This window comes from Streptomyces sp. NPDC053560 (assembly GCF_044544605.1).
Lineage (GTDB): Bacteria > Actinomycetota > Actinomycetes > Streptomycetales > Streptomycetaceae > Streptomyces.
The window spans coordinates 408679-427133 of sequence record NZ_JBITXI010000006.1; the positions used below are offsets into that span (position 1 = coordinate 408679).

20 protein-coding genes are annotated in these 18455 nt (G+C 71.3%); 11 read left to right on the forward strand and 9 right to left on the reverse strand.

The window, feature by feature from the left end; translation table 11 throughout:
• Positions 1-91 precede the first annotated feature (91 nt).
• The 9 genes from ACIGQF_RS17230 to ACIGQF_RS17270 all read right to left on the reverse strand — a co-directional run bounded on the left by ACIGQF_RS17230 (position 92) and on the right by ACIGQF_RS17270 (position 9707).
• Positions 92-1408, reverse strand: a complete 1317-nt coding sequence (locus tag ACIGQF_RS17230; protein WP_399710739.1) for a phosphopentomutase — start codon at positions 1406-1408, stop codon at positions 92-94.
• A 124-nt stretch (positions 1409-1532) separates the two neighbouring features.
• On the reverse strand, positions 1533-2957 hold the full coding sequence (locus ACIGQF_RS17235) for an alanine racemase (protein ID WP_399710741.1): 1425 nt from the start codon (positions 2955-2957) through the stop codon (positions 1533-1535).
• Positions 2958-2959: 2 nt separating this feature from the next.
• A complete protein-coding gene (locus ACIGQF_RS17240; RefSeq protein ID WP_399710743.1) occupies positions 2960-4099 on the reverse strand; it encodes an aminotransferase class V-fold PLP-dependent enzyme in 1140 nt (379 codons plus the stop codon).
• A 1-nt stretch (position 4100) separates the two neighbouring features.
• Complete coding sequence (locus tag ACIGQF_RS17245) at positions 4101-5042, reverse strand: phosphotriesterase (protein WP_399710745.1); 942 nt, start codon at positions 5040-5042, stop codon at positions 4101-4103.
• A gap of 228 nt (positions 5043-5270) precedes the next feature.
• Positions 5271-6650, reverse strand: a complete 1380-nt coding sequence (locus ACIGQF_RS17250; RefSeq protein WP_399710747.1) for a YhfT family protein — start codon at positions 6648-6650, stop codon at positions 5271-5273.
• Positions 6651-6677: 27 nt separating this feature from the next.
• Positions 6678-7037: a DUF2620 domain-containing protein gene (locus tag ACIGQF_RS17255; protein ID WP_399710749.1), complete on the reverse strand. Its 360-nt coding sequence runs from the start codon at positions 7035-7037 to the stop codon at positions 6678-6680.
• Positions 7034-7420: a PRD domain-containing protein gene (locus tag ACIGQF_RS17260; RefSeq protein WP_399710751.1), complete on the reverse strand. Its 387-nt coding sequence runs from the start codon at positions 7418-7420 to the stop codon at positions 7034-7036. The genes ACIGQF_RS17255 and ACIGQF_RS17260 overlap by 4 nt, the downstream gene beginning before the upstream one ends.
• 220 nt (positions 7421-7640) lie before the next feature.
• The gene (gene yhfZ / locus ACIGQF_RS17265) at positions 7641-8579 is read right to left on the reverse strand and encodes a GntR family transcriptional regulator YhfZ (RefSeq protein WP_399710753.1); all 939 of its coding nucleotides are present in this window, start codon (positions 8577-8579) and stop codon (positions 7641-7643) included.
• A 222-nt stretch (positions 8580-8801) separates the two neighbouring features.
• Positions 8802-9707 (reverse strand): class I SAM-dependent methyltransferase, encoded by a 906-nt coding sequence (locus ACIGQF_RS17270; protein ID WP_399710755.1) that lies wholly within the window; start codon positions 9705-9707, stop codon positions 8802-8804.
• Between the two features lie 602 nt (positions 9708-10309).
• Here ACIGQF_RS17270 and ACIGQF_RS17275 point away from each other — a divergent pair.
• From ACIGQF_RS17275 to ACIGQF_RS17325, 11 genes are all read left to right on the forward strand, one after another.
• A complete protein-coding gene (locus tag ACIGQF_RS17275) occupies positions 10310-10897 on the forward strand; it encodes a hypothetical protein (RefSeq protein ID WP_361556234.1) in 588 nt (195 codons plus the stop codon).
• Positions 10898-11163: 266 nt separating this feature from the next.
• Positions 11164-11607, forward strand: coding sequence for a 30S ribosomal protein S16 (rpsP, locus tag ACIGQF_RS17280; RefSeq protein ID WP_030267147.1), 444 nt, complete (start codon positions 11164-11166; stop codon positions 11605-11607).
• A gap of 2 nt (positions 11608-11609) precedes the next feature.
• Positions 11610-11849 (forward strand): RNA-binding protein, encoded by a 240-nt coding sequence (locus tag ACIGQF_RS17285; RefSeq protein ID WP_030267150.1) that lies wholly within the window; start codon positions 11610-11612, stop codon positions 11847-11849.
• Between the two features lie 168 nt (positions 11850-12017).
• The gene (rimM, locus tag ACIGQF_RS17290; protein WP_399710758.1) at positions 12018-12641 is read left to right on the forward strand and encodes a ribosome maturation factor RimM; all 624 of its coding nucleotides are present in this window, start codon (positions 12018-12020) and stop codon (positions 12639-12641) included.
• A 1-nt stretch (position 12642) separates the two neighbouring features.
• Positions 12643-13458, forward strand: coding sequence for a tRNA (guanosine(37)-N1)-methyltransferase TrmD (trmD, locus tag ACIGQF_RS17295; protein WP_399710760.1), 816 nt, complete (start codon positions 12643-12645; stop codon positions 13456-13458).
• Between the two features lie 150 nt (positions 13459-13608).
• Entirely contained in the window at positions 13609-13956 is a 348-nt protein-coding gene (rplS, locus tag ACIGQF_RS17300; RefSeq protein ID WP_361556245.1) for a 50S ribosomal protein L19, read from the forward strand.
• Between the two features lie 48 nt (positions 13957-14004).
• On the forward strand, positions 14005-14877 hold the full coding sequence (gene lepB, locus ACIGQF_RS17305) for a signal peptidase I (protein ID WP_399710763.1): 873 nt from the start codon (positions 14005-14007) through the stop codon (positions 14875-14877).
• Positions 14870-16066: a signal peptidase I gene (lepB, locus tag ACIGQF_RS17310; protein ID WP_399710765.1), complete on the forward strand. Its 1197-nt coding sequence runs from the start codon at positions 14870-14872 to the stop codon at positions 16064-16066. The genes lepB (ACIGQF_RS17305) and lepB (ACIGQF_RS17310) overlap by 8 nt, the downstream gene beginning before the upstream one ends.
• Positions 15999-16958, forward strand: a complete 960-nt coding sequence (gene lepB, locus ACIGQF_RS17315; RefSeq protein ID WP_399710767.1) for a signal peptidase I — start codon at positions 15999-16001, stop codon at positions 16956-16958. Before lepB (ACIGQF_RS17310) ends, lepB (ACIGQF_RS17315) begins: the two co-directional genes overlap by 68 nt.
• 193 nt (positions 16959-17151) lie before the next feature.
• A complete protein-coding gene (gene lepB / locus ACIGQF_RS17320) occupies positions 17152-17880 on the forward strand; it encodes a signal peptidase I (RefSeq protein ID WP_399710769.1) in 729 nt (242 codons plus the stop codon).
• Between the two features lie 34 nt (positions 17881-17914).
• Entirely contained in the window at positions 17915-18427 is a 513-nt protein-coding gene (locus ACIGQF_RS17325; protein ID WP_399710994.1) for an NUDIX hydrolase, read from the forward strand.
• Positions 18428-18455 lie beyond the last annotated feature (28 nt).

Consider the following 18455-nt stretch of genomic DNA (forward strand, 5'->3'; position numbering starts at 1 on the left):
CTGGAGCCGTGCGCATGCCCGAAGCGGTGTACGTACCCGAAGCGGTGTACGCATCCGGGGCGGGCGCTTCGCGCCGAGGGCGGCGTCCCGGTCAGCGCGCGGCGTGCGGGGAGGGGAAGGCGGCTGCGCCACGTATAGGACGCTCCACCTGGAGCGGTGCGCCGCTGGCGAGCCCGGCCGGGCTCAGCCCCAGCGCGACGGCCGCGGTGGCGCCCACGTCCGCCAGCGACGCGGCGTCCGGGAGTCGCTCGGCGGCTTCGGCGCCGGGACGGTGGATCAGCACCGGTACGTACTCCCGCGTGTGGAAGGCGTGCCCGATCGTGGGGTCGTTGCCGTGGTCGCCGGTGACGATCAGCCGGTCCCCGGGCGCGGTGAGCAGCGGCAGCAGCTCCGCGATGCCCTCGTCCACCTTCCGCAGCACCGCCGCGTAACGGTCCGGGTCCTGCTCATGGCCCGCCAGGTCGGTCTCCTGCACGTTGCTGACCACCAACGCCGGCCCCTCCTGTCCGGGTCCGCCCTCCTGTCCGGGTCCGCTGTCCTGCTCGGCCGCCGCCCGGACCGCGTCCACCGTGTGCCGCAGCACCTCCCCGGTGTCCACCGCCGGCCGCCGCACCGCCGCCTCGCAGGCGAGGAGGTCGGCCGCCTTGCCGACGAGCGTGACGGGGACGCCCGCGCGGGCCGCGGCGTCCGGCAGCTGGCGGGTGTGGTCCAGCGGCGCGCCGAGGTGCTGCACCTCCAGCCCGCCGTTGCGGTAGAAGCCGCTGGCGGGGGTGTCCAGCCCGATAGTGCCGGCCTCCCCGTGCCGTACGAACCCGGTCAGTGGCCCGTCGGCGTGCCCGCCCACCGCGATCACCCGCGCCACGGGTGCGACCGTCCTGACCACGCGCGCCACGTCCAGCACCTGCGCGAACGGTGCCTCCGTCAGCCGCGCCGAGGCGTTCCAGTTGATGCCCGGGTCGGCCTCCAGGTTGTCGTGCACCAGCACCCGCCCGTCGACCACCACCAACGGCTTGCCGTCGAGCAGTTCCGTACGGTGCCCGGCGGCCCGCAGGGCAGCGGTGACCTCCTGCAGATGCTCGGCGAGCCGCGCCACCGTCACCCGGCTGAAGTCGGCGCCCATCATCGTCTGATGCCCGGCGTACGTGTCCGCGCCCGGATAACCCAGCGCCGCCCGGCCGGCCGCGACCGGCAGCGAGGGGCGCGGCGGGAGGTCCGGGTGCGGATGGACGGTGCCCAGCCCGAGGGCGCCGAACGAGGGCAGCTCCAGGGGGCGGCCGGTCGCCGCACGGTGGTGGTCGAGGAGGTGGCCGAGGGTGTCGGCTTCGGCGTCGCCGGGGCGCAGCGCTCCGGCATCCGGCATCGCGCCGATGCCGAAGCCGTCGACGACGAGGATGACGATCTTGCTCATGGCGGTTCCTGGCGTCCGAGAGGGATGAGTCTTGTACGGGCAGGCGGGGAGGGGAGTGGGTTGGTCGGGGCGAGCTGGTTGCCCGATGGCCGGTGCAGGCACCGGTCCCAGTGCCGGTGCTCGGTCAGTAGGGCCTCCCGAGGGGGTCGTAGAGGCCGCTGAGCTTCGGCCTGCCCGAGGACAGCCCGGAGACGACTGCGACGGTGCTGCGGGTGACGAAGATCTGCGTACGGAACGCCAGTACGGCGGTGTCGCCCACCCGGGCGTCCCCCGGGGCGAGCAGCCGGTAGTAGTCGATGTTCGCCGCGGGTGCGTCCTCGACCCGCAACCGCGCCCCGGTACGCGGGATCAGCGCCTCCCGCGCGCCGCCCCGGGCGTAGAAGCCGCCCCCGTAGAGCGCGGGCCGGCCGTCGGCGAGCGTGTGGGCCACCTCGCTGACGTACACATACGCGGGCCGCTCCGGCTGCTCGTAATCCACCGCGTGCAAAGGGGTCGTGCCGGTCAGGGCGTGACCGGGCTCGCCGTGTGTCGCGCCCAGCCGGGCCAGCAGCGGCAGGGTGGCCATCGACGTGGCGCTGGGCGCGCTGAGCTTGAGGTCCGTGTGACCGCGTGCGGCGAGCCGCTCGACGGCCCTGCGCGCCAGCGCGAAGTTGGGCGTCGGCTGCGGCACCCCGGTCTCCGGATCGCACAGCACGCACGGGAACGCCGTCACACCGGCCACCCGGATCCCTGGCAACCGCTCGGCCTCGTCAAGAAACGCATCCAGCCCCCCGTCTGCGTCCAGCCCGATGCCGGCGTCGAGTCCTGCATCCGCGTCGAGCCCTACGGCTGCGCCGAGTTGTGCGCCCCCGTCGAGCCGGAGGCCTCCCTCGGGCCGCATGCCATCGGCGCGTGGTCCGTCACCTCCGCCACCGTCCAGCCGCACGCTGTCGGCAAGCGGCCCGCCGCCGTCCGGCCCCGTCCCATCGGGCAGTCGTCCGCCGCCACCGCCGAGCAGCCTGCCGTCTTCCACCCGTACGCCGCTGTCCCGTCGCACGCTGCCGTCGAGCCGTACCCCGCCCTCCTGTCCCGGATAGACCGACCCGGGCGCGCCCTCCAGCCGGATCAGTACGTCCTGGACGAACCCGAGCCGGGTGGCCGCTTCCGAGACGGCGCGGGCGTTCGCGAGGTCGTAGACCGTGACGGTCTCCGGGCGCCAGGCCAGCATCTCGGGCAGGGCGCGCGCCGGGATCTGCACGAGATGGCCCAGGTTGCCGGCCTCGGCTCCCGCCGCGTGCAGGATGCGGGCCTCGGGCGGATCGATGGCCGCGAACCGGGGGATGTGCCGGGCGACGGCCTCGATCAGCTCCGGGTTGCGGCCGATCTGCTTGACCACGAACCACAGCGACAGGCCGAGCCGGTCCGCCTCCTGCGCCAGCAGCGCGGCGTTGGACTCGACGGAGTCGAGATCCATGACGTACGTGTCCGGCGGGATGGCTCCGGATTTGTGCAACTCGGTCGCGAACGCGACCAGTTCGGGGTTGCGGTGCAGGACGGCGTCGAGGAACACGGTCAGCCCCCTGTCTCTCGAAGGTCGTGTGTTTCTCGAAGGTCGTGCAGCGATCGGCGGAGGATGTCCAGGACGAGGTCCGCGCCGGCGCGCATGGGATTGATCCGCACGGTCCACTCCGCGAGCCCCGGCGCGGCCTCCAGGGACGAGCTCGACATGCGGTAGAACAACGGGGCGATCTCGTAACGGGAGTTGGACCCGACGGGGTAGGGCGCCGCCCCGTATCGGGCCGCCACGGCGGGCAGCTCGCGCGCCACCGGCCGGTCCAGCCGCACCAGCAGGCAGCGGTCCTGCGCGTTGGCGATACGGACCTCGGCGACGCCGGGGACCTCACCGGCCGCCAGCCGTTCGGCCACCTCCGCACCCACCGCGGACTGCAACGACCACATCACCGGCACGTGGGTCAGGGCGCGCAGCGCATCGAGCGACTGGTGTCCCTGCACCTGTCCGCCCCCGGAGTAGTTGTCCGCGTGCACGCGCGCCACCAGGTCGGCGGCGCCCACCACCACCCCGACGCCCTCCGGGCCGTGCAGCTTGAAGAGCGAGAAGCAGGAGGCGTCGGCGCCCAGCTCGACCCCGCTCCGCGGAACCCGCATCACCGCGTAGTTGTCGTCGACGACCGTACGGACCCCCGCCGCACGGCAGACCGCCAGCACCTCGCCGGGGTCGTAGGAATCGGCCAGCCGCTGCCGGGTGTGCTGTACATACGCCCAGGTGAACCGGCCGCTCGCCAGCGCCTCCGTCAGCGCCGCACGGTCGTTGAAGTCCACCTCGGTCACCGCCACGCCCAGGCCCCGCAGCGTGACGGCGGTGGTGCGGTAGACCGGCGCGCTGTGCAGGAGCAGCGGGTCGCCCGCGCCGAGCACCGAGGAGAGTGCGGCGCGGATCGCTCCGGTGCCCGCGCCCTGTACGAGAGCGGCGGCCTCGGCGCCGAAGAAGTCGGCGAGTACGGCTTCCACCCCGGCGGTCGTACGGGGCCGGCCGAGCCCGGGAACCACTCCGGCGTCCGCCTCGAAGAGCCGCTCCCCTTCGAAGTGCCGCGCGACGCACTCCATCAGTCGGTACTGGCGGGCGACGGCGTTCTCCAGCGGCACGGTCGGCAGCGGGAAGGTCTCCGGCAGGCGGTGTTCCTCCACGGACATCTCAGGCCACCTCCTCTGTGCGCGCGCCGGCCAGGAAGCGGAGCGGGTTGCGGCGGGTCATCAGATCGATCGTGTCGTCGTCCACGCCGGCCGCCTTGAGCCGCGGCAGGAAGGACCGGAACAGATGGCCGTAGCCCTGGCCGCCCTCGTCCCGCAGGTAGCCGTGACGGGAGACGTCGCAGCTGAGCAGCGCCCGGTCCGCGTGCCCGGCCTCCAGCAGCGCGAGCAGCAGCCGCAGCCGGGTCGCGTCGCTCTGGTAGCTCTCCTTGCCGACCGTGTCGAACGCGACGTACGCGCCCTGCTCCGCCAGCTCCCGGTGCACGCCCGGGTCGTGCAGCAGGTCCTGGTGGCCGATGCAGACGCGGTGCGGCGGCAGGCCCTCGGCGGTGAGCAGCGCCAGCTGGGCGGGGCCGCCCCGGCCGAGCTGCGCGTGCGTGACCATGGACAGGCCGGTGGCCACCGCCGCCCGCGCGGCCGCCGTGAGCGTACGGACCTCCGGCTCGCTCGGCCGGTCCCCGTGGCTCCCGACCTCCCCTATGACGCCGGGCAGCACCCGCTCCGGCCCGATGCCTTCGGTGATCTCGCGTACCAGCGTGCCGGTCAGCTCCTCGACGCCGGCGTCGCCGACCTCCGAGGGGTGGAACGGCTCGTAGTACCAGCCGGTGGCCGCGACGACCGGCACGCCGGAATCCTTGGCGATCCGGGCCAGTGCCGCCACGTCGCGGCCCATGCCCCGGCAGGTCAGCTCGACGACCAGTGCGAGGCCGTACTCCTCGCGCAGTTCGGTGAGTTCGCGCGTGACGGCGTCGGCGTGGGCGTCGTCGAGCACCGCTGCCCGGTCGGCGTCCCGGCGCAGGTCGAGGGCCAGGTGCTCGTGTGCGAGCGCGGGGCCCCGTACGGCGGCGGGGGAGAGGGGACCGGTGACGGTCCGGATGTCGTGCATGGTGCTGCCTTGCTTCCTTCCTGCCGGAGTGCCGGCTGCGGGGACCGACCGTTGGCCCAAGGAGCGACCATTGGCCCAAGGGCCGACCGTCGGCTTGGGATCGGCCGTTGGGGCCTGGACCGGTCGTTGGGGTCTGAGATCGGCCGTTGGCCTCGGGGCCTCGGCCGTGCGACCTGTCCGCCCCGTTTCCCGTATGCCGCCGACTCCGTGAGCCGCGTACCGACCGCGTCAGCCGCCCTTGACGGGTGTGAACAGGTCCAGCCAGTACAGGACGTTGAGGGCGGTGCCACCGACGATCACGGCGGCGGGTGCCGCTGCCATGCGGACCACGACCCGGCCCATCGCTTCGTTCAGCAGGTAGAGCCCGCCGACGATGAGGATGCCGAGGCCGCCGCCCATGGCGTTGGCCGCCATCAGCGAGCCGAAGAGGATGGCCAGCTGAAGGGAGTCGCTGATCGCGCCGCGCAGGTGCTCCGAGGAGTCCCGGACCGACGGCAGCCTGCCCAGCACCCGGCCGATCCAGGACAGCGCCAGCACCTCGACGGCGAAGACGACGGCGCCGCATATCAGTGCCAGCCAGGGGTTCGGCAGGAGATAGCCGATCGGGTAGACCAGGGTGAAGCCGGCGATACCGTACGCGCCCGAGGCCAGCGCCGTGGTGGCGATCAGCGGAACGAAGCCGAAGACCCGGTAGAAGTCCACCTGCGCCGCACCGCTGTAGTCGCCCTTGGCGATCAGGAAGCTGGTCGCCTCGCCGCCGCCGAAGATGTGCATCTGGGCCAGCAGGCAGACCCCGGCACCCAGCAGCATGAACAGCGGCAGGTGCTTACGGAGCCGGGTCGCGCTCGCGCTGAACAGCGAGGCCATCGGATCGTCGTCGCTCGACTCCGCCTCCGCCGCGCTGCCGCCGTTCGCGACTCGTTCCGCCAGCTCCGCCCGCTCCGCCTTGCGCTCCCGCAGGTCCTTGGAGACGGCGAACGCGATCAGCATCAGCACGCCCACCGCCATGGCGATGGCACCGGCGAAGACGTTCGGCCACAGCTTCATCGTGGCGACGACCAGGGCCAGTTCGACGACGCCCGCGATGGCGCCGCGCACCCTGCCGAACTGCTTGGTGATGGCCAGCACCGGAAAGAGCGTGAAGAGGAAGAGGATCGGCGTCGACATCTGCTGCATCGCGGTGAGGAAGTCGACAGGCAGGTCGTGCGCGAGACTGTTGGCGCCGTTCAGACCGAAGACGATGACCGCGCCCCAGGCCGCGCCGAGGATCGGGGCCAGCCACTTCTTCGGCGAGAGGATGCCGAGGATGTCGGTGGGCAGGAAGACCAGCCACGGGTTCAGCACCCCGGTGGACAGCGCCATCGGCGCGCCCAGCCCGAAGATGAAGCCCGCGGAGAGCCCGAACGACACGGCAGTGGTGGCGCTGCGGGTCGTGCGCCCCTGGATGAAGTCCAGCATGAAGGGGCGTACGCCGTCATTGAAGACGGCCAGGGCCAGATGCGAGATGAAGGCCGTCAGCGCGCAGAGGACGATGACGGTCAGCTGCTGCGGCAGCGACAGGCTGAGGTCTGTGCTGCCGACGGCTGCGGCGGCGAGGTTCCCACTCACGGCTCACTCCTCAATGCCGGATGCGGTTCAGGCGCCGTGGGCCGCGATGGCGCGGGCGATGACGGGAGCGACGACGTCGATCTGGTCCATGCCGAAGCCGAAGACCTTCTTCCCGTCGCCGATGAGCGCCGCCACCTCGCCCTCGGTGGGGACGGAGCGGCCGAAGGTGTGGCAGGCGGCGCTGCCCATCAGGCCGAGCAGGACTCCGAGCGAGGCTCCGGCGCCGGTGTGGCAGGTGCCGAGGTAGTAATCGGCCTGTCCGGCGCGCAGTTTCATCGCCGCGTCCATGTCGCTGGAGACGACGACGTCCACGCCGTCCAGTGCCAGCTGCTTCACGGTCTTGGCGACGTCGGCCTTGCCGACACCACCAGTGAGGATCTTCGTCATGACGCGTCCCTTCTGACGGCGTTCTTGCGGAGTACGGCGAGATGCATCGCCAGGAAATTGATCTCGGAGTCGGGCAGTGTGGCGCCCAGCTCCTTCTCGGCGCGGAAGGAGACGGCCCGGGCGCGCTCGACGGCGTCGGGGTGGCCGGTGAGCTCCGCCGCCACCTCCTCGTCGGTGAGGAACTGCTCGATGGGTTCGCCGTTCAGCAGCCGGGTGAGGGCCATCACAAGGTGGCTGGTGAGCATCCCGGCGGTGTCCTCGGTGACGGTGTGTCCCTCGGCGGCCAGGGCGGTCAGCTCCTCCTCGACGAAGCGCGTCACCTGCTGAGGCGCCTGTCCGCTCTCCTGGAAGAGCTGGATCCGGAGGGCGAGTCTGTCTTCCATGGGCCGTCCTTTCCTCGCGATGCCTGAGGTGTCCGCGTTATCGACAGTAACCAGGATTCTGGATATTGACGAGAGTCGTGGGCTCTCTTTTTCGAATGAGTGAGTGAAGCTCGCTCTGATTGACGCTTTGTTCGATGGATGCCGGGCGTGGCAGTGGCGGAACCACGCCTGGCGCGGGGTGGCGGCAGCCCGCTTTCTCCGTGGTGCCGCCGCTCCGAGGTCAGTACGAGGGCATGCGCTCGCCGCGCAGTACCTCCCTCTGCAGATCGGTGACGAGGGAGAGGTCGACCCCGTCCCGCACCGCGCTCAGGGCTCCCGCGCTCTGCGCACGCCCTATGAGCGCGGCGCTGGAGTTGCGGAGCGCCAGATCACGGGTGATCTCATCGCCCAGCGGCTGTACGTCGACGTCCGGCCCGAGGTGGTCCTGGGCCTCGTCGAGGTTCCATACCGTGGCGTCCACCTCGCCGCGTGCGAACAGATCCCGCAGTTGCATGTAGGAGGACTCCACCCATTGGATGTCGTCGCGCCCGGCGAACGCGCGCGCGGCCAGCATCCGGAGATCCTCGGACGCGGAGTCGACCGCCACGCGCAGTCCCGGCGTCTCCGGATCGACGCCGTGCCGCAGCAGCAGGCCGTGCGCGCCGACGTACGTGGCCGGGCCGAGATCGGCGACCAGCTCCAGCGGGAGTTCGTCGAGGAACCGGTCGGCGGCGAACCGGGAGAGCACCACCAGGTCGACCTTGCTCTCCAGCAGGGCCTCGACGCGGGTGGCCGCACCGCGCATGAACGTGATGGCGAACGGGGCGCCGGCGCCTTCGAATGCCGTGCGCAGCCCGGTGGCCAGACCCTCGTACCGTCGTGAATAGGGGAGCGGCATGGCGGCGAGCAGTGTGCCCAGTCCGGACAGGCGCCACAGTATGTTCCGGTCGGCCCGTACGAGGAAGGTGCCGAGGTGGCCGCGGGCGACGGTCTCGATCGCGCCGGCCTCCTCCAGCATCTGGAGGGCGGCCTGGACCGTGCCGTTGCCGACGCCGAGCTCCTCGGCGAAGTCGCGGACGCGCGGAAGGCGGGTGTCCTCGTCATGATTGAGCAGCAGGACCGCGAGCTGCCGGGCAGCCAGTCCGTTGCGAGTGAGGAACCGCTCGTCAACACTGTTCACGCAAATGACAGTAACCAGGATTCTGGATTTTGCCAAGATGTTTTCCCGCGCGAGTGGGTGCGGGAAAGGGCGCATGCGCGGGGCGGCACCCGGCTGCTCATTGGTGCCGTGCCGTGGGTGCCCGGCGAACGACGCCCGCCCCCTTCCGCGGCTGCGGCAGAGCAACCGGCGCCGCGGCCGGGCCGCACTCGGCGCGTGACCGGTGTCGCGGCCGGGCCGTGCTCAGCGCGTACGCGCGATCAGATAGCGGAAGACGTTCGGCATCCAGACCGTGCCGTCCGCGCGCTGGTACGGATGCAGCGCTTCGGACAGCTCCTTCTCCACCTGCGCCGGATCGGCGACCTCCAGTGCGGCGTCGAACATGCCCGTCGACAACAGCCCGCGCATCGCACTCGGCATGTCGGCGTACCCGAACGGGCAGGCCACCCGGCCCGAGCCGTCGGGTCGCAGCCCCGCGCGCCCGGCCAGCTCCTCCAGGTCGTCCCGGCCGCTCGGCCGCCAGCTGCCCGCTCCGGGCGAGCCGGGCGAGGCCGTCCGGTCGAGGGAGACGGACGGATCCGCGAGGCGTTGCGCCACTCGGAGTACGCCGGCCGTCGCGCACCGCTCGAACGGGCCCCAGCCACCGAGCACCACGGGACTGCCGCGTTCGGCGAGGGCCGTCGCCGTCTGCAGGGAGGACACCAGCCCTTCGACGCTGCCGGCGCAGCCCGCCGGATGGAACGCCGTCACCATGTTGAAGCGGCCCCGCTCCGGGGCGTCCATGCGCTCGGGGCCGCCGCGGGCCAGGCGGGCGGCGGACCCTGCGGAGGCGGCGCTCGCGTCCGGCTGGGGCGTCAGCCGCTCGCGGGCCAGCCGCAGCCGCGGCTCGTCCTCGTCCACCCCGCTCACCTGCGCGCCTCGGGTGGCCGCCATGAGGAGAGCGAGCCCCGAACCGCAGCCCAGCGCGAGCAGTCGGGTGTGCGGGCCGACGTCCAGGCGCTGATAAACGGCCTCATACAGCGGCACCAGCATCCGTTCCTGGATTTCGGCCCAGTCGCGGGCGCGCGCCCCCGAACCGGAGCCGTCCGGTACCGGGTGACCAGAAGGGCCGGAACGCTGGAGGCCGTGCTGTACGAGCGTGGGTGTCATGGAAAGCGCCCCTATCCGCCGAGAGCCCGAGCTTGGGAAATGGTCTTCCGCCCCCGATTTGTTGCGCTGTGCCCCCCGATCCAGACAACCCCCCATCGATCCCAGAGTCCAGGGGTTGCGCCCGGTTGTCTACCGCGCGCCCCCGTTTGCGCCCTCCGAGCGCCACCCGGTCGGGTGCGGAGGCGGAGGTGACTGTGGTCCTGCGCCGTTCGGGCGCTTCGTTACGGCCGTCACCCGGGTGGCGTACGTCCTCTCGTACCCCCCGGCCGTAGGACGTCCGGGGTGCTGTGGACGGGGCGGTTCCGTGCGGTCGTGACGGCACGGGTAGCATCGCGGTGATCATCGGTCGCCCTTGAGGCGGGGCCGCTGCCTCGGGGCTCGTGGGGTGCCGGGCGCGAAGAAGCCCGGGTGCCGTCCATCCCTCGGAGTGCGCCGGACGTACGCCCCGATACGTGCCGACCAGGTACCCGGTGCGCGTCTCCTCCGGAGAACTGCGCACCCGCCCTCCGTGCGGCGCATGAGCGGAAACTGACCGGTACGTGCAAATTATTTGGGATGCCCCGGAATCGGAACACTGAGCGGCACCGGCTCGTTGTCACGACGTGAGCACGACACCTGTTCTCGCCGCCGAGCTGGCGCTCGCTTGGGCCGACATTCAACGGCACCATCCCGAGCTGCCGGATTTGGCCGCGCCCGAATCCCTGATCGGAGAGTCCTCGTCCGCCTGTGGCGCCGACCTCTCCTTCGAACGGCTGCTCCATGAGGCCGTGCACGGCATCGCCGCCTCCCGCGGCGTCCGCGACACCTCACGCGCCGGTCGCTACCACAACCGCCGTTTCCTGGCGATCGCCGAGGAGCTGGGCCTGGACCACGCGGACGAGCCGCATCCCAGCAGTGGCTTCTCCCTGGTCACGCTCAACCCCGACGCCAGAAGGCGGTACCGCCCCACCATCGAGCGGCTCGGCAGAGCCCTCAAAGCGCACACCGTCGCCACCGCTGCCGACAGCAGCCGGAGCTTCCGCGGCCCGGCGGCGCGGCACGGCTCCTCCGGTGGCGGCGTACGGGTCAAGGCCGTCTGCGACTGCGGACGCAACGTCCGGGTCGTCCCCTCCGTGCTCGCCCAGGCCCCCATCATGTGCGGCGGCTGCGGCAAGCCGTTCCGTATCCCCGAGGTGGCCGCGGTCGGCTGACCGAGGTGCCCAGGCCGGCCGCCCGCGAGACCCGCGGCCGGCCGAGGCCCCGAGGGGCGGGGTGCGGTCCCGCCCGGCCGGAGCGGTGGTGAGGTGCCCGAGGTCGGCCGCCCCACGCTCGTATGGCACAATGACTAGCTGTACTCGACAGTCGCACAGGACCCCTCTCTCCTCCGGCTGACGCGTCCATCGGGCACTCGGGTACCGCAACCCCACGTGGCATCTCGTTGTGCCCAACCACGTCAACACCAGGAGACACCACTCCCGTGGCAGTCAAGATCAAGCTGAAGCGTCTGGGCAAGATCCGTTCGCCTCACTACCGCATCGTCGTTGCCGACTCCCGCACCCGCCGTGACGGCCGGGCCATCGAGGAGATCGGCCTGTACCACCCGGTGCAGAACCCCTCGCGCATCGAGGTCGACTCCGAGCGCGTCCAGTACTGGCTGGGTGTCGGCGCGCAGCCGACCGAGCCCGTCGCGGCCATCCTCAAGGTCACCGGCGACTGGCAGAAGTTCAAGGGCCTGCCCGCCCCGGCCCCGATGAAGGTCGCCGAGCCCAAGGCCGACAAGCGCGCCCTCTTCGAGGCCGCTGCCAAGGACGCCGGTGACGAGCCCAAGGGTGAGGCCATCACCCCCAAGGCCAAGAAGGCTGACAAGAAGGCGGACGAGGCCGAGGCCGAGACGGCCAAGTCCGAGTCGACCGAGGCCTGAGCATGCTCGAGGAGGCTCTTGAGCACCTCGTTAAAGGCATCGTTGACAACCCCGACGACGTGCAGGTCGCCTCGCGCAATCTGCGTCGTGGGCGCGTCCTGGAGGTCCGGGTGCACCCGGACGACCTCGGCAAGGTGATCGGCCGCAACGGCCGCACCGCGCGCGCTCTGCGTACGGTCGTGGGTGCCCTCGGCGGCCGCGGCATCCGCGTCGACCTCGTCGACGTGGACCAGGTCCGCTGAGCATCGGAACACCGGCACGGGCCGGGGTGGGCTTCGGCCCGTCCCGGCCCGTGCTGTTTTGCGGCGGCGTTTCGGCCACCGCAACCATTCATTGAGGAACCACGATGGCGAGAGCCACCTCCGCGCGAGCGGCGGTGGATGAGCCGCAAGGAAAGGCAAGGCGCAATCGTGCAGCTGGTTGTCGCGCGGATCGGGCGTGCCCACGGGATCAAGGGCGAGGTCACGGTGGAGGTGCGCACGGACGAGCCCGAGCTGCGGCTCGCGCCGGGCGCGGTGCTAGCCACCGACCCCGCGTCCACCGGCCCGCTGACCATTGAGACCGGTCGTGTGCACAGTGGGCGGCTGCTGCTGCGCTTCGAGGGTGTGAAGGACCGCACCGCTGCAGAAGCGCTGCGCAACACCCTCCTGATTGCCGAGGTGGACCCCGAGGTCCTGCCGGAGGATCCCGAGGAGTTCTACGACCACCAGCTCGTCGACCTCGACGTGGTCACCGCGGACGGCACCGAGGTCGGCCGCATCACCGAGGTCTCGCACCTGCCCTACCACGACCTGCTGGTCGTCGAGCGCCCCGACGGCAGCGAGGTCATGATCCCGTTCGTCACGGAGATCGTGCCCGAGATCGACCTGGAGGAGCAGCGCGCGGTGATCACCCCGCCGCCGGGGCTGCTGGACGAGGAGCGGGCCGAGGTCGCCTCCAGCCGGGACGCGGCGGACGAAGCGGGCCCGACCGGCGGGTCCGAGCAGGACCGTGCCCCCGAAGGCGATCGGCCCTCGCGCGGTGAGGACGCCTGACATGCGCCTCGACGTCGTCACGATCTTCCCCGAGTACCTCGAACCGCTGAATGTCTCCCTGGTCGGCAAGGCGCGGGCCCGTGGCCAGCTGGACGTACGCATTCACGACCTGCGCGAGTTCACGCACGACAAGCACAACACCGTGGACGACACCCCGTACGGCGGCGGCCCCGGCATGGTCATGAAGCCCGAGCCGTGGGGCGAGGCGCTGGACTCGGTCATCGCGTCGGGCGAGGGCGAGGACAAGCCGGTGCTCGTCGTTCCGACGCCCAGCGGCCGGTCCTTCACCCAGCAGCTCGCCGTCGAGCTGTCCGAGAAGCCCTGGCTGGTGTTCACCCCCGCCCGCTACGAAGGCATCGACCGCCGCGTCATCGAGGAGTACGGCGACAGCCTGGACGTCCGTGAGGTCTCCATCGGCGACTACGTGCTGGCCGGCGGCGAGGCCCCCGTACTGGTCATGGTCGAGGCCATTGCCCGGCTCCTCCCGGGGGTGCTCGGCAACGCGGCCTCTCATCAGGACGACTCCTTCGCCCCCGGCGCCATGGCCGACCTCCTTGAGGGGCCCGTCTACACCAAGCCCCCGGAGTGGCGCGGCCGTGGCATCCCCGAGGTGCTGGTCAGCGGCCACCACGGGAAGATCGCCCGCTGGCGGCGGGACGAGGCCTTCCGCCGTACGGACCGGAACCGCCCGGACCTGATCGAACGCGCCGACCCCGCCGCCTTCGACAAGAAGGACCGCGAAATCCTCTCCATCCTGGGGTGGGGCCCCGGGCCGGACGGCCGATTTGGGCGGACGACCGAGCCCGTGGAAGAATAGGCCGCTGCTGTGCGTCCGGCGTGCGCCCCTGCCACAGGGGGAACGACGCCCGCCCGGCGGACCGGCACCCGAACGCTCTCGTTCGGTCTCCGAAACATCATCACGAATCCCGCTGATGACCTGTGGCATCAGCGAAGAAAGCAGTAGGTCATGCACCTTCTCGACTCCGTCGACGCCGCGTCGCTGCGCAGCGACGTCCCCGCGTTCCGCCCGGGTGACACCGTCAACGTCCACGTCCGCGTCATCGAGGGCAACCGCTCCCGTGTGCAGCAGTTCAAGGGCGTTGTCATCCGCCGCCAGGGCGCCGGCGTGCGCGAGACCTTCACGGTCCGCAAGGTCAGCTTCTCCGTCGGCGTCGAGCGCACCTTCCCGGTGCACACCCCGATCGTCGAGAAGATCGAGGTCGTGACCCGCGGTGACGTCCGTCGCGCCAAGCTGTACTACCTCCGCGAGCTGCGCGGCAAGGCCGCCAAGATCAAGGAGAAGCGCGAGAGCTGACCAGCCGTACGGTGTCCTTACGGCCCGGCCGGTTAGGCTCTGGGCTCGATGGACACCGACGCACAGCCTTCAACGCTTCCGGAGCGCGACTCCTCTCCTGCCCCCGACCAGGGGGCGGAGCAGGGGTCGCGCTCCGCGCGTTTTTTCCGGCGGTGGCAGCGGGCCGGTGAGCGGCCCGCCGGGACGGCCGGCGAGGGCGCGTCGGGGGAGCCCGGGGAGGGCCGCGAGGAAGGCCGTGAGGAGGCCGGGACGCGTCCTCCGCTGCGGCGCGGGCCCGTGCTGCTGGTGCTGGCCTGCCTGGCGTTCGTGGGGCTGCTGAGCGCCTTCGTCGTCCAGCCGTTCCTGATTCCCAGCTCCTCGATGGAGAACACCCTCCAGGTCGGCGACCGGGTGCTGGTGAACAAGCTGGCGTACCGGTTCGGCGACGAGCCCCGCCGGGGGGACGCCGTCGTCTTCGACGGCACCGGATCATTCGTCCAGGAGGCGCCGGCGGGAAACCCGGTGACGGGGCTGCTGCGTGGCGCCGGTGCCGCGGTCGGACTCGTACCGGCCGCGGAGACGGACTACATCAAGCGCGTGATCGGCGTCGGCGGGGACCGGGTGACCTGCTGCGACAAACGGGGGCGGATCAAGGTGAACGGCAAACCGGTGGACGAGCCCTATCTCCATCCCGGGGACAGCGCTTCGGACGTGCCCTTCGACGTGGTCGTCCCCGAAGGGAAGCTGTGGGTCATGGGCGACCACCGCGCCAGGTCGAGCGACTCCCGCGATCACCTGGGAGACCCGGGCGGCGGCACCGTACCGCTGGACAAGGTGATCGGCCGCGCCGACTGGATCGGCTGGCCCGTGGGCCGCTGGACGTCCCTGAAGGGGGCCCACGCGTTCGACGGCATACCGGAACCGGCAGGGGCGCATGGGTAACAGAGGGCGCCCGCGCCACGGACACCATCGGGAAGGCGCACCACAAGAAGGGCGCGGCCCGGACGCGTACGCCTCCGGGGCGGACGGCGCGCACGACTTCGGATCGGCCGGCACGCATGACTTCGATGTGCCCGGCGCGCACGACTTCGGAGCGGCCGGTACGCACGACTTCGGGGCGTCCGGTGCCGACCCCTACGAGGCCGACGTCCGGACGAGCGGCTCGGCGACGCGTACGACCCTGCCGGCCACCGGCGGCCGGGCCGAACGGAGGCGTCAGGCCAAGCGCATCAAGAGGCGCAGGCAACGCTCGTACCTGAAGGAGATCCCGATCCTGATCGGGGTGGCGCTGGCGATCGCGCTGGTCCTGAAGACCTTCCTCGTACAGGCCTTCGTGATCCCGTCGGGCTCCATGGAGCAGACCATCAAGATCGGCGACCGGGTGCTCGTCGACAAGCTGACCCCGTGGTTCGGCTCGAAGCCGCAGCGCGGGGACGTGGTCGTCTTCAAGGACCCGAACCGCTGGCTGGCGGGGGAACGCACCGCCGTGGCCGACGACCCGGTGGGCGTGAAGCAGATCAAGGAAGCGCTCACCTTCATTGGGCTGCTGCCGTCGGCGGACGAGCAGGACCTGATCAAGCGCGTGGTCGCGGTCGGCGGCGACACCGTCAAGTGCTGCGACAAGAACGGCCGGGTCACCGTCAACGGCACGCCCCTGAGCGAGCCCTACATCCACCCGGGCAACCCGCCCTCGCAGCTGAAGTTCGAGGTCACCGTGCCGATCGGACGGCTGTTCATGATGGGCGACCACCGGTCCAACTCCGCCGACTCCCGCTACCACCTGGACGAGCCGTACCGCGGCACCGTGGCGGAGAGCAGCGTCGTCGGCCGCGCCGTCGTGATCGCCTGGCCGTTCGGTCACTGGCGGCGCCTGGAAGAGCCCGATACATACGCTTCTGTGCGCGACGCGCCGGGTGCACCGGCGACGCAGGCATCGGTGCCGCATAGGCTGTCACCCGAAGGTTTGACCGTACTCCCGACCCCTGCGGAACTCCCGCTCGTTATGGGAGTGGTGGGCCTGCACCGTTTGACGAGCAGGCAGCGGCTTGGAGTAAGGAGTGAATGTGGGGGACTTGGCGGTCGGCGCACGGTCCGGAACCGAAGAGCCCGAAGAACCAGAGGGGCGCGGTAGGTCCCCCGAGGCGGACGCGGCGCATCAGGAGCAGCAGCCGCGGGACGCGCGACAGGAGCGGGAAGAGGAGAACGGCGGCGTGACGACGGAGAAAAAGCCGCGTTCCTTCTGGAAGGAGCTGCCGCTCCTCATCCTCATCGCGCTGGCCCTGGCGTTGGTCATCAAGACGTTCCTGGTGCAGGCGTTCTCGATCCCGTCCGACTCGATGCAGAACACCCTGCAGCGCGGTGACCGGGTGCTGGTGGACAAGCTCACCCCGTGGTTCGGCTCGAAGCCGGAGCGCGGCGAGGTCGTCGTGTTCCACGACCCGGGCGGCTGGCTCAACGAGGTGCCCACCCCGACGCCCAATCCGGTCCAGAAGGTCCTCAGCTGGATCGGCCTGATGCCGTCCGCGGAGGAGAAGGACCTGATCAAGCGGGTCATCGCGGTCGGTGGCGACACGGTGGAGTGCAAGGGCACGGGGCCGGTGAAGGTCAACGGCACGGCGCTCAAGGAGGACGCGTACCTCTTCGCGGGGAACACCCCGTGCGGCGACAAGCCCTTCGGTCCCATCAAGGTCCCCGAGGGCCGGATCTGGGTGATGGGCGACCACCGTCAGGACTCCCTGGACTCGCGCTACCACCAGGACCTGAAGGGCAACGGCACGGTGTCGGAGGACGAGGTCGTGGGCCGCGCGTTCACGATCGCCTGGCCGATCAACCGCTGGTCGCTGCTCCCGGTGCCGGACACCTTCGACCAGCCGGCCCTGAATCAGGCGATGGCCGTGGCGCCGGCGGCGCTGGGCCTGGCCGGCGCGGTGCCGATCGTCCTGTGGCGGCGCCGGCGGGTGCTCGCCAAGCTGCCGGCGAACGTGGCCGTGGGCGCGACCGGCAAGGAGCCCCGCGACGGCTGACCGCACAGCCCGCAGGTGAGGGATGTGTGTGCTTCCGGCGGACGGACCGTCGATGTGCGGCGGACGTTGCGCAACGGCGTCCGGGATGCCCGGATCGGGCCGTCGGCCGGAGGCTGACTGGGGCGCGTAACCCCAGGTAATGTGCCGTCCCGGATCTTCGACGCGGGGCTCGCCCGCGGGGCAGGAGCGCGGGATGAGCGGGACCAGGGTGCGTACGGGGGACGGCCACGTCCGGACCGCGGGCAGTGTGCTGTCCGGGCTGGCGGTGGCCCTCGGCTGTGTGCTGTTCCTCGGCGGATTCATATGGGGCGCGGTGCTCTACCGGCCCTACACCGTGCCGACCGATTCGATGGCGCCCACCATCGCGGCCGGGGACCGCGTTCTGGCGCAGCAGGTGGACGGCTCGGAAGTGCGCCGCGGCGACATCGTCGTCTTCCAGGACTCCGTGTGGGGCGACGTTCCCATGGTGAAGCGGGTCGTCGGGGTCGGCGGCGACAAGGTCACCTGCTGCGACAGGGGCGGCAAGCTCAACGTCAACGGCAAGCCCATCGAGGAACCGTATCTCCAGGGCAGCGGTCCGGCTTCTCCCATCGGCTTCAAGGCCAAGGTCCCCCAGGGGCAGCTCTTCCTCCTCGGTGATCACCGCAGCGACTCCATGGACTCGCGGGTGCACCTCACGGACGGCGATCACGGCGCCGTGCCGCGCGGCGCGGTCGACGCCCGGGTGGACGCCGAGGCCTGGCCGATCAGCAGCTTCGGCATGGTGGACCGGCCCACGGCCTTCTCCGACCTGCCCGGCGGCATCTCCCAGCCCGGCCCCCTGCGGCCCATCATGGTGGCCATCGTGGCCGGCGCGGTGCTGATACTGGGGGGAGCGGCCTACGGGCCGATCGCGAACCGGAGGAGGCGAACGCGTGTCTGAGGCGGACACCGGCATATCTGAGGCGGGCACCGGCATGGAGGAGCAGGTCGGAACACCCACGGGCACGGTGCTGCGACGCGTCTCCCGGGTGGTCCTGCTCGACCCCGAGGACCGGGTCCTGCTGATGCACGGATTCGAACCGGATGAACCGTCGCGGACCTGGTGGTTCACGCCGGGCGGCGGCCTGGAGGGCGCCGAGAGCCGGGAGGAAGCGGCCCTGCGGGAGCTCGCCGAGGAAACCGGGATCACCGACGCGGAGCTCGGCCCCGTGCTGTGGCGGCGGGAGTGCTCGTTCCCGTTCGACGGGCGGCGCTGGGACCAGGACGAGTGGTTCTACCTGGCGCGTACACGGAGCACCGTGACCCGGCTGAGCGGTCTGACGGAGCTGGAGCGGCGCAGCGTGGCGGGTCTGCGATGGTGGACGGTGGCGGAACTTTCCGCATCCCATGAGACGGTGTACCCGACCAGACTCGCCGAGCTGCTGCGCACACTGCTCGACGAAGGACCCCCTAGTGCGCCGGTGGTCCTGGAGACCGAGAGTGCCTGACGCACAATAGGGGGACGCACGGCTGAAG

Bases quoted from the DNA above. Each gene is read 5' to 3' on its own strand.
- ACIGQF_RS17230 (WP_399710739.1), bottom strand. From the start codon at position 1,408: ATGAGCAAGATCGTCATCCTCGTCGTCGACGGCTTCGGCATCGGCGCG.
- ACIGQF_RS17240 (WP_399710743.1), bottom strand. From the start codon at position 4,099: ATGTCCGTGGAGGAACACCGCCTGCCGGAGACCTTCCCGCTGCCGACC.
- ACIGQF_RS17245 (WP_399710745.1), bottom strand. From the start codon at position 5,042: ATGCACGACATCCGGACCGTCACCGGTCCCCTCTCCCCCGCCGCCGTA.
- ACIGQF_RS17255 (WP_399710749.1), bottom strand. From the start codon at position 7,037: ATGACGAAGATCCTCACTGGTGGTGTCGGCAAGGCCGACGTCGCCAAG.
- ACIGQF_RS17260 (WP_399710751.1), bottom strand. From the start codon at position 7,420: ATGGAAGACAGACTCGCCCTCCGGATCCAGCTCTTCCAGGAGAGCGGA.
- ACIGQF_RS17270 (WP_399710755.1), bottom strand. From the start codon at position 9,707: ATGACACCCACGCTCGTACAGCACGGCCTCCAGCGTTCCGGCCCTTCT.
- ACIGQF_RS17285 (WP_030267150.1), top strand. From the start codon at position 11,610: ATGCTCGAGGAGGCTCTTGAGCACCTCGTTAAAGGCATCGTTGACAAC.
- trmD (WP_399710760.1), top strand. From the start codon at position 12,643: ATGCGCCTCGACGTCGTCACGATCTTCCCCGAGTACCTCGAACCGCTG.
- rplS (WP_361556245.1), top strand. From the start codon at position 13,609: ATGCACCTTCTCGACTCCGTCGACGCCGCGTCGCTGCGCAGCGACGTC.
- lepB (WP_399710763.1), top strand. From the start codon at position 14,005: ATGGACACCGACGCACAGCCTTCAACGCTTCCGGAGCGCGACTCCTCT.
- lepB (WP_399710765.1), top strand. From the start codon at position 14,870: ATGGGTAACAGAGGGCGCCCGCGCCACGGACACCATCGGGAAGGCGCA.
- lepB (WP_399710769.1), top strand. From the start codon at position 17,152: ATGAGCGGGACCAGGGTGCGTACGGGGGACGGCCACGTCCGGACCGCG.
- ACIGQF_RS17325 (WP_399710994.1), top strand. From the start codon at position 17,915: ATGGAGGAGCAGGTCGGAACACCCACGGGCACGGTGCTGCGACGCGTC.